Here is a 12093-nt window from a genome sequence, read left to right on the forward strand (position 1 = left end):
CCATGTCCGGCGACAACTCCTCCTCCGAACGCGGCTCCCGGCGCGAGGTCGTGCACCAGGGCCCGGTGCAACTGCGCGGCTCTCTCGCCCGCGAGGCGACGACGATGGACCAGCGGCTGCTCGATCGCCGCGGCCCGTCCGACTGGGTGCACACCGATCCGTGGCGTGTGCTGCGGATCCAGAGCGAGTTCGTCGAAGGCTTCGGTGCGCTCGCCGAGGTGCCCCGCGCCGTCACCGTCTTCGGATCGGCGCGCACCCCGGCCGGTCACGAGGAGTACGAGATCGGCCGCGAGCTCGGCGCCGCACTCGTCCACGCCGGATACGCCGTCGTCACCGGTGGCGGTCCGGGCGCGATGGAGGCGGCCAACCGCGGTGCCAGCGAGGCGGGGGGACTGTCGATCGGACTGGGGATCGAGCTGCCCTTCGAACAGGGCCTCAACGAGTGGGTCGATCTCGGCCTGAACTTCCGGTACTTCTTCGCGCGCAAGACGATGTTCGTGAAGTACTCGCAGGCGTTCGTGTGCCTGCCCGGGGGCTTCGGGACGCTCGACGAGCTGTTCGAGGCACTGACCCTCGTGCAGACCCGCAAGATCACGCAGTTCCCGATCGTGCTGTTCGGTTCGGAGTACTGGAACGGTCTGGTGGGCTGGCTGCGCGAGACCCTGGTCCGCGGCGGCAAGATCTCGCCCGCCGACCTCGACCTCCTCTTCGTCACCGACAGCGTCGAGGAGACGGTGGACATCATCCTCGAGGCGCATCGCGGCGAGGACGAGAACGAACTGTACGGAAACGGGAGTGGATGGTAACCGAAGCTCTGTCGGTCTGTGTGTACTGCGCGTCGGGCCCTGTCGACCAGAAGTTCCTCGAACTCGCCGCCGCTGTCGGCACCGAGATAGGCCGACGGGGCTGGCAGCTGGTCTCCGGCGGCGGCAACGTATCGATGATGGGCGCGGTCGCCGACGCGGCCCGCGCGGCCGGCGCGCACACGATCGGGGTCATTCCGAAGGCACTCGTGCACCGCGAGGTCGCGGACGTCGACGCCGACGAGTTGATCGTCACCGAGACGATGCGCGAGCGCAAACGCATCATGGAGGACCGCGCCAACGCCTTCCTGACCCTGCCCGGCGGCATCGGAACCCTCGAGGAACTGTTCGAGACGTGGACCGCGGGGTATCTCGGTATGCATGACAAGCCGGTCGTCCTGCTCGATCCCACGGGCCACTTCGACGGCCTGCTCGGCTGGCTCGGGTCGATGGTCGACACCGGCTTCGTCGCGCAACGCGCACTCGACGGTCTCGCGGTCACCACCGACCTCGCCGACGCGCTCGACCGTTGCGCTGCGCCGTACGCGACGGTCTGAGGTGTTCCACTTCGCCGCGCGCTTATCTACTCTTCGGTAAGTTGGGGGGAACGCCGTGGGTGTCGCCCGAGCGAGCCCGCCCGTCCCCAACGTCGCCGTGAGGAAATCTGTCGTGACCACTCGATCCGATCGAGGCAATGTCCCCGTCGTGTCCCTGCCCGGACTCGTCTCGAAACTGCCCCGGATGGCTACCGATCTCCCCATCGTGCTGCGCGGAGCAGCCGGGATGACCCGGAAGCCGACCGCCCGCGAGACGATCGGGTCGGTCTTCCAGAAGCTCGCCGAGCGTCACCCGGAGCGGCCCTTCATCCGGTTCGAGGGAGTCTCCATCGGGTACGGCGAGGCCAACGCGCAGGTCAACCGGTACGCAGCGGTGCTCGCCGATCGCGGTGTCGGCATGGGCGACGTCGTGGGCATCCTCATGGGCAACCGGCCCGAGACCCTGCTGGTCGCGCTGGCCGCGGTCAAGCTCGGTGCGGCCGCCGGCATGCTCAACATCAACCAGCGTGGTGAGGTGCTCGAGCACAGCCTGTCGCTGCTCGACAGCGCCGCCCTCGTGATCGGGGAGGAGTGCGAGGAGGCCGTCGACTCTCTCGGTGGCGAGCCGCAGGCCCGCACCGTGCTGCGCTTCGACGATCTCGACACCGCCGCCCGCGACGCCGACGCGTCGAATCCCGCAGTCACCGAGGAGCTGCAAGCGTCCGAGACGGCCTACTACATCTTCACCTCCGGCACGACAGGACTGCCGAAGGCCAGCCGCATGACGCACTTCCGGTGGCTGAAGTCGATGTCGGGCCTGGGCAGCCTCGGCGTGCGCCTGCGCCGGACCGACGTCCTGTACTCCTGCCTGCCGCTCTATCACAACAACGCCCTCACGGTCGCGTTGTCCTCGGTGCTCGCCGCCGGCGCCACGCTCGGGCTCGGCCGGAAGTTCTCGGCGTCCAACTTCTGGAACGACGCGGAGCGCAACGGCGCCACGACCTTCATCTACATCGGCGAGATCTGCCGCTACCTGCTCAACCAGCCGCCGCGGGAGGACGACGCCGACCACGGGATCCGCCTCGCCGTCGGCAACGGTCTGCGCGCAGAACTGTGGGACGAGTTCACCGAACGCTTCGGTATCGACCGCGTCGCGGAGTTCTACGGTGCGAGCGAATGCAACATCGCCTTCATCAACGCGCTCGACCAGAAGCGCACCGCCGGCATCTGCCCGCTGCCCTACGCCGTCGTCGAGTACGACCCCGATTCGGGCCAGGCACGTCGCGGCGACGACGGCCGGTTGAAGAAGGTCGGCAAGGGCGAGGTCGGACTGCTCCTCGCGAAGGTCACCTCCCGCGCACCCTTCGACGGGTACACCGATCCCGAGGCCACCGAGAAGAAGCTGCTCCGCGACGCGATCTCCGACGGCGACGTCTGGTTCGACACCGGCGACCTCGTCCGCAACCAGGGCTGGATGCACGTCGCGTTCGTCGACCGGCTCGGCGACACCTTCCGGTGGAAGGGCGAGAACGTCGCGACCACGCAGGTCGAAGCCGCGGTGTCGTCGCACGAGACGATCGCCGAGGCCGTCGTCTACGGCGTCGAGGTCGACGGGGCCGACGGCCGCACCGGGATGGCCGCGATCACCTTGAAGGAGGGCGCCGAGCTCGACGGAGCGGCGCTCGCGAAGTCGCTGCACGACGCGTTGCCGGACTACGCGGTTCCGCTGTTCGTCCGCATCGTCGACGAACTCGAGTACACGACGACCTTCAAGAGCAGGAAGGTCGATCTGCGCAAGCAGGGCTACAGCGAGACCGGTGAGGACGAGGTGTACGTCCTCGCGAGTCGCAGCGAGGGTTACCGGCCGATCTTCGACGGCTTCGTCGACGGCGTCGCGCGAGGAGAATTGCCCGGTCGCTGAGCATGTCAGGATGGGATCATGAGCGGCCCCGCGACCGATGTCGACGAGCAGACCCCCGTGACCCGTCCCGGTCCGGCACCGTCCACCCTGTGCGGGCGCCCCGTCGCCACCGACAGGGCGCTCGTCATGGCGATCGTCAACCGCACCCCGGACTCGTTCTACGACCGGGGAGCGACCTTCGAGGACGACATGGCGCTCGCGGCCGTCGACCGCGCAGTGGCCGAGGGTGCCGACCTCGTCGACATCGGCGGGGGGAAGGCCGGGCCGGGTGAGGTCGTCGACAGCGACGAGGAGATCCGGCGCGTCGTGCCGTTCGTCGCCGCGATCCGCGAGCGCTATCCGGATGTGCTCATCAGCGTCGACACCTGGCGCAGCGAGGTCGCGCGTCGCGCTGTGGGCGAAGGCGCCGATCTGATCAACGACACGTGGGCCGGTGCCGATCCCGAGCTCGTCGCGGTCGCCGCGGAACTCGGGGCCGGCATCGTCTGCTCCCACACGGGCGGCGCCGTCCCGCGCACCCGCCCGCACCGTGTGCGGTACACCGACGTCGTCGGGGAGGTGGTGCGGGAGGTCGTCGCGGCCGCGGATGCCGCCGCCCGCGCCGGCGTCGCGAGCGACTCGATCCTCATCGACCCGACCCACGATTTCGGAAAGAACACCCATCACGGACTCGCTCTGTTGCGGCACGTGGACGTTCTTGTAAAAACCGGGTGGCCTGTGCTTATGGCGCTGAGCAACAAGGACTTCGTGGGGGAGACTCTGGGAGTCGAACTCGCCGACCGGTTGGAGGGCACATTGGCAGCGACAGCTCTGGCGGCAGCGGCCGGCGCACGAATGTTCCGGGTACACGAGGTGGCAGCCACACGTCGGGTGGTCGACATGGTCGCGGCGATCACGGGTACACGCCCGCCGGCGCGCACGGTGAGGGGGTTGGCATGAGTGCACCTGCACGCACGTGGAACGAAGCCAACAGCTGGGATCGGCCCGCCTGGGCGATCGACGAGCTGATCGCGGCCAAGGCCGGCCGCACAGTGACCGTGGTGCTGCCCGCCCTCAACGAGGAGGAGACCGTCGCGAGTGTGATCGACACGATCCACCCGCTGCTCGGTGGTCTCGTGGACGAACTGGTGGTCCTCGATTCGGGTTCCACCGACGAGACCGCCACCCGGGCGCGGGCGGCGGGTGCCCGTGTCATGTCCAGGGAGGAAGCGGTGCCGGGCATCGAACCGGTCCCCGGCAAGGGGGAGGTGCTGTGGCGGTCGCTCGCGGCGACCTCCGGCGACATCATCGCCTTCGTCGACTCCGATCTGATCGATCCCGATCCGGCCTTCGTGCCGAAACTGCTCGGACCCCTGCTGCTCGGCGACGGTGTGCACCTCGTCAAGGGGTACTACCGGCGCCCGCTGCGCACCGGTGGGGGCGAGGACGCCCACGGCGGTGGCCGCGTCACCGAGCTTGTCGCACGGCCGCTGCTCGCGGCACTGCGACCGGAGCTGACCTGCGTGCTGCAACCGCTCGGCGGTGAGTACGCGGGGACGCGGGAACTGCTTGAGTCGGTCCCGTTCGCACCGGGTTACGGGGTGGAGATCGGGTTGCTGCTCGACACCTACGACCGGTTCGGTCTCCACGCGATCGCGCAGGTCAACCTCGGGCTCCGCAAGCACCGCAACCGGCCGCTGTCCGAACTCGGGGCGATGAGCCGGCAGATCGTGGGCACGATGCTCGCGCGCTGCGGGATCCCCGATTCGGGTGCGCCGCTCACCCAGTTCCTGGTGGAGGGCGATGCGTTCGTGCCGTTCGACACCTCCGTCGATCTCACCGACCGCCCCCCGATGGCGACGGTCACCGGCTGACCCGACCGTCCGGCACCGGTCCCGGCCGGTGTCGGCCGCTCGTGCCAAGATCGGAGCATGCTCACGGTTCTGCTGTACGTGCTCGTGATGGCGGGCGTCGCCGCGGTGCTGTTCTTCGTCGCGAGCGCCGTCTTCGGCCGGGGCGAGACGTTGGCGCCGCTGCCTCCGGGCACCACCGTCACGGTGTTGCCGGCCACCGACGTCACCGGCACCGACATCCGCGACCTGCGGTTCCAACAGACCGTGCGGGGTTACAAGATGAGCGAGGTCGACTGGGCGCTCGATCGTCTCGCCCGCGAGGTCGACGATCTGCGGGTCCGCCTCGCCGACGCCGAGGCCCGCGCAGAGGAGCCGCCGGTCGACGGCACCGGAAAGGGCGACGGCACCGGAAAGTGCGGCGGAGCAGAGGACGTCGGAGCAGAGGACGTCGGAGCAGAGGACGTCGGAGCAGCCGACGTCGATGGGGAGAACGTCGCCGAGCGGGCTTCGTCGGAGTCGACGGGGGAGTCACGATGACGGCAGACGGGCAGGGTCCCGTGGTCGATACCGACGGGCAGGGTCCCGTGGTCGATACCGACGGGCAGGGTCCCGTAACCGATACCGACGGGCAGGGGCCCGTAACCGATACCGACGACCGCGTGCGGTGCCCGTGGGCCGTCGACGGTCCCGGTTCGTCGCTCTACCGCGACTATCACGACTACGAGTGGGGTCGGCAGCTCCACGGCCGCGACGAGATGTTCGAGCGGCTCTCCCTCGAGGCATTCCAGTCGGGACTGTCGTGGCTGACGATCCTGCGCAAGCAGGAGGCCTTCCGCGCGGCTTTCCACGGCTTCGACGTCGAGGCGGTCGCCCACTTCACGGAGGCCGACGTCGAGAGGTTGCTTGCCGACTCCGGCATCGTGCGCAACCGCCGCAAGATCGAGGCGGTGATCGCCAACGCGCGGGCCGTGCTCGAACTGTCCACCGATCTCGACGAGCTGCTGTGGTCGTTCGCACCGCCGCGACGCGCGCGACGTTCGGTGACGGTCGAGGAGATTCCGGCGGTGACGCCGGAGTCCACGGCGATGGCCCGTGAGCTGAAGCGTCACGGCTTCCGTTTTGTGGGCCCTACCACTGCGTATGCGCTGATGCAAGCTACCGGAATGGTCGACGATCACCTCGAATCGTGCTGGGTGTCACTCGACTCGTAGAACCCGGAGGAGTGTCTTACCCAGGAGTCAGCTACGCGCACGTATTCCGGATAGGGAAGAATGAGAAGGTGCGCGTCGCCGCGACCGGCGATGCAACCACACGGTAACCCACGCGCCCGGCGGTCGGGTGCAGATTTGGAGGGAGCAGAGGATGGCGGCCATGAAGCCCCGGACCGGGGACGGTCCCCTCGAAGCAACCAAAGAGGGACGAGGAATCGTCATGAGGGTTCCACTCGAGGGCGGCGGACGTCTGGTCGTCGAGCTCACGCCGGAAGAGGCTGCGGCACTCGGCGACGAACTCAAGAGTGTCACCAGCTGATCGGCCCCTCTCAGGGCACTCCGGGCCCCGCGCTCCTCGGCGCGCGGGGCCCGGTGTCGTCCTGAGAGCAGGATCGGAGGCGCGATGCTCGCCGACGTGATCGATCTTCTCGCGTGCCCTCACTGCGAGTCCGCGCTCGACCTCGACGACAACGTCGTGGTGTGCGATCGCGGGCACAGCTTCGACGTCGCACGCCAGGGCTACGTGTCGCTGCTCGCCGGCGGTTCGACGCCGTTCACCGGCGACACCGCCGACATGATCGCGGCCCGCGCCGATTTCCTCGGTGCCGGGCACTACGACCCGATCCGGCGCGCGGTGGCCGACGCATGCCTCGACACCGCCGATACGGTGGACACCGATGCGGTAGTCGCAGCCGCCGACACTGCGATCCTCGAGGTCGGGGCCGGTACGGGGCAGTACCTCGCGTCCGTGCTCGACGCCCTGCCGGCGGCGCGCGGCATCGGGCTCGACGTCTCCAAGCCCGCGGTGCGGCGCATCGCCCGCAGTCATCCCCGGACCGGAGCGATCCTCGCCGATGCGTGGCAACGACTGCCTGTGAAGTCGGCATCGCTCACCCACGTGCTGTCGGTGTTCGCGCCCCGCAACGCCGCCGAGAGTCATCGCGTGCTCGTCCCCGGAGGCACGCTCGTCGTTGCTACACCCACCTCGGAGCATCTGCGCGAACTGGTCACGTTGCCCGGCATGGTGAGTGTGGACGACCGGAAGACGGAGCGGCTCTCGTCCGCGCTGTCGGGACGTTTCGAGCGAACGGGACGGACGGACGTGCGCTTCACGGCCGCACTCCCGTGCGAGGCGCTCGGTCTCGTCGCGGGGATGGGACCGTCCGCCCATCATGTGACGTCCGACCGGCGTGCGGAGTTGCTGGCCTCCCTGCCCGATCCGTTCGAGGTGACGGTCTCGGTCACCGTCACCTCGTGGCGACGGGTCGAGACGGCCGACGAACCTAGCGCGTCGTGAGCACCTGCTGGTAGACGGCGACGGTCTGGCGGGCGATCTGCGCCCACGAGAACTCGTTGACAGCGCGGTCGCGTCCGGCCCGGCCCCACCGGGCGGCACGGTCGCGGTCGCGCGCGACGTCGTCGATCGCATCGGCTAGCGCACGCTCGTAGGTCTCGGTGTCGAAGGCGTCGTAGTGCACCAGTCGCCCGGTGACCCCGTCCTGCACGACCTCCGGGATGCCTCCGACGTCGGACGCCACCACGGCGGTCTCGCAGGCCATCGCCTCGAGGTTGACGATCCCCAGCGGCTCGTACACCGACGGACAGACGAAAACCGTTGCAATCGAGAGTAGTTCGCGGACCGATTCGGTGGGCAGCATCTCGCGTACCCAGTGCACCCCGTCACGGGCGTCCTGCAGGGCGGTCACCGCCCGTTCGGTCTCCGCGGCGATCTCGGGGGTGTCGGGCGCGCCGGCACACAGGACGAGCTGGATGTCGGGGTCGAGATGGTGCGCCGCGGCGATCAGGTGCCCGACGCCCTTCTGCCGGGTGATGCGGCCGACGAATACGACGATCGGACGATCCGGATCGAGACCGATGCGGGTGACGACGGACTCGTGGCCGGGCTCGGCCGGGCCCGGATGCCAGACGGTGGTGTCGATCCCGTTGCGCACCACGTGGACCCGAGCGGGATCGACGAACGGATAGGCGTCGAGCACGTCGAGGCGCATCCCGTCGCTGACCGCGATGATCGCGTCGGCGTACCGGACGGCGTTGCGCTCGGACCAGGAGGAGATGCGATAACCGCCCCCGAGCTGCTCGGCCTTCCACGGCCGTCGGGGCTCGAGGGAGTGCGCGGTGAGGATGTGCGGGACGTCGTGGAGTTCGGCGGCCAGATGACCGGCCAGCCCGGTGTACCAGGTGTGCGAGTGCACCACGTCGACTCCGGCCGCGGCGTGCGCCATGCGCAACCCGGCCGACAGGGTCGTCAGGGCAGGATTGGCATCGCGCAGTGCCGGGTCGGGGGAGTGCACGAACGCGGTATCGCGCGGTGCGCCCGTGCAGTGCACGTCGACCTCGACCAGTCGACGCAGTTGTTCGACGAGTTCGGTGACGTGGACCCCGGCCCCGCCGTACACCTCAGGCGGATACTCCCGCGTCATCATTGCCACCCTCACCGCCTCAAAGTAGCGGGCCGCGCAGGTTCCGGCCACCCGGCCCCGACACTCCGAAGGGCGTCGAGATCGCGCTTCGCTGGCGGCGGCCTGGGTCGGGGGATAGGTTGAAGCGTGTGAGGAGCCAGCCCCATGTGCTTGGAATCGTTCTCGCCGGCGGCGAGGGCAAACGTCTGTATCCGCTGACCGCGGACAGAGCCAAGCCGGCAGTGCCGTTCGGGGGCGCATACCGCCTCATCGATTTCGTGCTCAGCAATCTCGTGAATGCCGGTTACCTGCGCATCTGCGTTCTCACGCAGTACAAGTCGCACTCCCTCGACCGGCACATCTCGCAGACCTGGCGCCTCTCCGGCTTCACCGGTGAGTACATCACCCCGGTGCCGGCCCAGCAGCGGCTCGGTCCACGCTGGTACACCGGCAGCGCCGACGCGATCCTGCAGTCGCTCAACCTGGTCTACGACGAGGATCCCGAGTACATCGTGGTCTTCGGCGCCGACCACGTGTACCGGATGGACCCCGAGCAGATGGTGCGCCAGCACATCGAGTCGGGCGCCGGTGTCACCGTCGCCGGTATCCGCGTCCCGCGCAGCGAGGCATTCGCGTTCGGCTGCATCGACAGCGACGAGAGCGGCAGGATCACCCAGTTCCTCGAGAAGCCCGCTCATCCGCCCGGGACACCCGACGACCCCAACGTCACGTTCGCGTCCATGGGTAACTACGTCTTCACCACGAAGGTCCTCGTCGAGGCGCTGCGGGCCGACTCGGAGAATCCCGACTCCGACCACGACATGGGGGGCGACATCATCCCCGCGCTCGTCGAGCGGGGCGAGGCTCACGTCTACGACTTCAACGACAACGTCGTCCCGGGCGCGACCGAACGCGATCGTGCCTACTGGCGCGACGTCGGTACGCTCGACGCCTTCTACGACGCTCACATGGACCTCGTGTCGGTCCACCCGATCTTCAATCTCTACAACCGGCGCTGGCCCATCCGCGGCGCCGCCGAGAACCTGCCGCCCGCGAAGTTCGTGCAGGGCGGTCTGGCGCAGGAGTCGATCGTCGGCGCCGGCAGCATCCTGTCGGCCGCCACGGTCCGCAACTCGGTGCTCAGCTCGAACGTCATGGTCGACGACGGCGCGACCGTCGAGGGCAGCGTGCTCATGCCCGGTGTGCGCATCGGCAAGGGTGCGGTCGTGCGACGAGCGATCCTCGACAAGAACGTCGTCGTCGGCGACGGCGAGATCATCGGCGTCGACCTCGAGCGCGACCGTCAGCGGTTCGCGGTGAGCAACGGCGGTGTCGTCGCCATCGGCAAGGGCATCTGGATCTGAGAGCGTGCTGCCCGCCCGGAGGCGGCTGCGCGGATCAGCTGAGGCGCACCGCGCAGAGCAGGCCGTCGCCGAGCGGCAGGACCACCGGAGCGAGACGCTCGTCGTCGGACACCGCGCGGGTCGCCTCGCGCACCGCGAGCACCGTTGCGTCGCGGGCAGCGGGGTCGGCGACGCGTCCGTCGAGCAGGGCGTTGTGCAGCACGATCACCCCACCCGGCCGGAGCAGACGCACCCCTTCGCGCACGAAGTGCGGATGGTCGGCCGGGGTCGCATCGACGAAGACCATGTCGTAGCCGGAGTCGGCGAGTCGCGGCAGCACGTCCAGCGCGCGGCCGTTGATGAGCCGGGTGCGCGACGCCACGACACCCGCCTCGCGGAAGGCGATCTTCGCGGCCCGCTGATGCTCCGGCTCGCTGTCGATGGTGGTGAGCACGCCGTCCTCGCGGAGGCCGTGCAGCAACCACAGTCCGCTCACACCCGCACCGGTCCCGATCTCCACTACCGTCCTGGCGTCGAGCATGCGGGCGAACATCGCGAGGGCGGCTCCGACGGAGGGGGACACCGGGTCGGCGCCCAGATCTTCGGCACGGTCACGCGCCGCGGCGAGCTCGTCGTCCTCGACGACGATGTTCTCGGCGTGGGTCAGGATGCGATCGGCGTTGGTCTGCACCTCACTGAGGCTATCCTCGGCGATTCGTTCGCGCAGGCAGGCGCGCACGGAGTGGTGCCGCCAGTTGTGTGATTCAGGCGGATGACCACGCCCGAACCGATTTTCTCAGGGACGTTTCAGGTTACTCATACGGCGGCCACATCGCCGCGAGGAAAACTGACAATCGGCGAACCGGACGATCGCACCGGTTCACGACTTCGAGGACGCACCGCTCTCGGGGAACGCTCCTGTGAAGGAATATTCCCTGCAGATCGAGTGTTGATAGGCCCTGAAGCCAGTACCACTGCGGTCCCGACGAGGAGGATCCACCGATCCACATGACCCGAGCCCACACTGTTCCCGAGAACGACGCCTCGGCGCTCGAGGCGGACCTGAGCGGCACCGCGGCGCTCGAGGCGGACCTGAGCGGCACCGCGGCGTTCGACGCCACCGGGGACCACGCGGCCATGCCGTCGTGGGACGAACTCGTTCGTGAGCACGGCGACCGCGTCTACCGCCTCGCCTACCGTCTTTCCGGCAACGCCCAGGACGCCGAGGATCTCACGCAGGAGACCTTCATCCGCGTCTTCCGGTCGTTGCAGAACTACCAGCCCGGCACTTTCGAGGGTTGGTTGCATCGCATCACCACGAACCTCTTCCTGGACATGGTGCGCCGCCGGAACCGCATCCGGATGGAAGCGCTCCCGGAGGACTACGATCGTGTACCGGCCGCAGGGCCGAACCCCGAGGAGATCTACCACGACGCGCGTCTCGGCGCCGACCTGCAGTCCGCTCTGGACTCGCTCGGACCCGAGTACCGTGCCGCGGTGGTGCTCTGTGACATCGAAGGTCTGTCCTACGAGGAGATCGGTGCCACACTGGGGGTGAAACTCGGTACGGTGCGTAGTCGTATCCACCGAGGCCGCCAGGCACTCCGCGAGTACCTGCGCGAGCATGGAAAGGTCGAAAACGGTCGCGTCGATGCGGGGTAGCCGCCGGGAGGTAGTGATGACGATGGTGCAACCACCTCGCAGGTTCGGCTCCACGGAACACCTCGCCAGCGAGGCAATTGCCGCATTCGTCGACGGCGAACTGCGCATGGCGGCCTACATGCGGGCCGCCCAGCATCTGTCGATGTGTCCGGAGTGTGCCGCCGAGGTCGAAGCCCAGCAGCAGGCCCGCCACGCACTGCGGTCCGCTGCCGATCACATACCGCGTATGCCGAGTTCACTGCGCGGTACGCTCAGCAACATCCCGTCCCACCTGTGCGACCCGACCCCGCGCCCTCAGGCGGAGGAAGGCTTCGCCGCGCGCCGCTGGTCGATTCTCCGGCGCCGGTGACCGGACGGGCGGTAAC

General features: G+C 68.7%; 14 protein-coding genes. 12 read left to right on the forward strand and 2 right to left on the reverse strand.

The window, feature by feature from the left end; all coding sequences use genetic code 11:
- Positions 1–2: 2 nt before the first annotated feature.
- The 9 genes from IM25_RS12290 (at position 3) to IM25_RS12330 (ending at position 7600) form a co-directional block, all read left to right on the forward strand.
- Positions 3–806, forward strand: a complete 804-nt coding sequence (locus tag IM25_RS12290) for a TIGR00730 family Rossman fold protein (protein ID WP_006550564.1) — start codon at positions 3–5, stop codon at positions 804–806.
- Positions 800–1360: a TIGR00730 family Rossman fold protein gene (locus IM25_RS12295; RefSeq protein ID WP_019288053.1), complete on the forward strand. Its 561-nt coding sequence runs from the start codon at positions 800–802 to the stop codon at positions 1358–1360. The genes IM25_RS12290 and IM25_RS12295 overlap by 7 nt, the downstream gene beginning before the upstream one ends.
- Positions 1361–1508: 148 nt before the next feature.
- On the forward strand, positions 1509–3260 hold the full coding sequence (locus IM25_RS12300) for a long-chain-acyl-CoA synthetase (RefSeq protein ID WP_033097293.1): 1752 nt from the start codon (positions 1509–1511) through the stop codon (positions 3258–3260).
- Positions 3261–3278: 18 nt separating this feature from the next.
- Positions 3279–4199 carry a dihydropteroate synthase gene (folP, locus tag IM25_RS12305; protein ID WP_065996074.1) on the forward strand — a complete coding sequence of 307 codons (921 nt, stop codon included), beginning with the start codon at positions 3279–3281 and terminating at the stop codon, positions 4197–4199.
- Positions 4196–5113: a glucosyl-3-phosphoglycerate synthase gene (locus tag IM25_RS12310; RefSeq protein ID WP_033097294.1), complete on the forward strand. Its 918-nt coding sequence runs from the start codon at positions 4196–4198 to the stop codon at positions 5111–5113. Before folP ends, IM25_RS12310 begins: the two co-directional genes overlap by 4 nt.
- 57 nt (positions 5114–5170) lie before the next feature.
- Positions 5171–5629 carry a DivIVA domain-containing protein gene (locus IM25_RS12315; RefSeq protein ID WP_033097295.1) on the forward strand — a complete coding sequence of 153 codons (459 nt, stop codon included), beginning with the start codon at positions 5171–5173 and terminating at the stop codon, positions 5627–5629.
- The gene (locus tag IM25_RS12320) at positions 5626–6303 is read left to right on the forward strand and encodes a DNA-3-methyladenine glycosylase I (RefSeq protein WP_232333317.1); all 678 of its coding nucleotides are present in this window, start codon (positions 5626–5628) and stop codon (positions 6301–6303) included. Before IM25_RS12315 ends, IM25_RS12320 begins: the two co-directional genes overlap by 4 nt.
- A 151-nt stretch (positions 6304–6454) precedes the next feature.
- On the forward strand, positions 6455–6622 hold the full coding sequence (locus IM25_RS12325; RefSeq protein WP_006554284.1) for a DUF3117 domain-containing protein: 168 nt from the start codon (positions 6455–6457) through the stop codon (positions 6620–6622).
- Positions 6623–6706: 84 nt separating this feature from the next.
- A complete protein-coding gene (locus IM25_RS12330; RefSeq protein ID WP_033097296.1) occupies positions 6707–7600 on the forward strand; it encodes a putative RNA methyltransferase in 894 nt (297 codons plus the stop codon).
- Here IM25_RS12330 and glgA read toward each other — a convergent pair.
- Positions 7587–8759, reverse strand: a complete 1173-nt coding sequence (glgA, locus tag IM25_RS12335; protein ID WP_006554286.1) for a glycogen synthase — start codon at positions 8757–8759, stop codon at positions 7587–7589. The genes IM25_RS12330 and glgA overlap by 14 nt on opposite strands.
- 113 nt (positions 8760–8872) lie before the next feature.
- On the opposite strand from glgA, the gene glgC reads away from it, so the two are divergent.
- Positions 8873–10087: a glucose-1-phosphate adenylyltransferase gene (glgC, locus tag IM25_RS12340; RefSeq protein WP_006554287.1), complete on the forward strand. Its 1215-nt coding sequence runs from the start codon at positions 8873–8875 to the stop codon at positions 10085–10087.
- 34 nt (positions 10088–10121) lie between these two features.
- Here the strand turns inward: glgC and IM25_RS12345 are convergent, their stop codons facing one another.
- On the reverse strand, positions 10122–10757 hold the full coding sequence (locus tag IM25_RS12345; RefSeq protein ID WP_006554288.1) for an O-methyltransferase: 636 nt from the start codon (positions 10755–10757) through the stop codon (positions 10122–10124).
- Between the two features lie 317 nt (positions 10758–11074).
- Between IM25_RS12345 and sigE the strand changes: the two genes are divergently transcribed.
- Positions 11075–11728: an RNA polymerase sigma factor SigE gene (sigE, locus tag IM25_RS12350; protein WP_006554289.1), complete on the forward strand. Its 654-nt coding sequence runs from the start codon at positions 11075–11077 to the stop codon at positions 11726–11728.
- A gap of 16 nt (positions 11729–11744) precedes the next feature.
- Positions 11745–12077 carry an anti-sigma factor family protein gene (locus IM25_RS12355; RefSeq protein ID WP_019288062.1) on the forward strand — a complete coding sequence of 111 codons (333 nt, stop codon included), beginning with the start codon at positions 11745–11747 and terminating at the stop codon, positions 12075–12077.
- Positions 12078–12093 lie beyond the last annotated feature (16 nt).

Source organism: Rhodococcus sp. p52 (assembly GCF_000763325.2).
In the GTDB taxonomy this organism is placed as follows: domain Bacteria; phylum Actinomycetota; class Actinomycetes; order Mycobacteriales; family Mycobacteriaceae; genus Rhodococcus; species Rhodococcus pyridinivorans.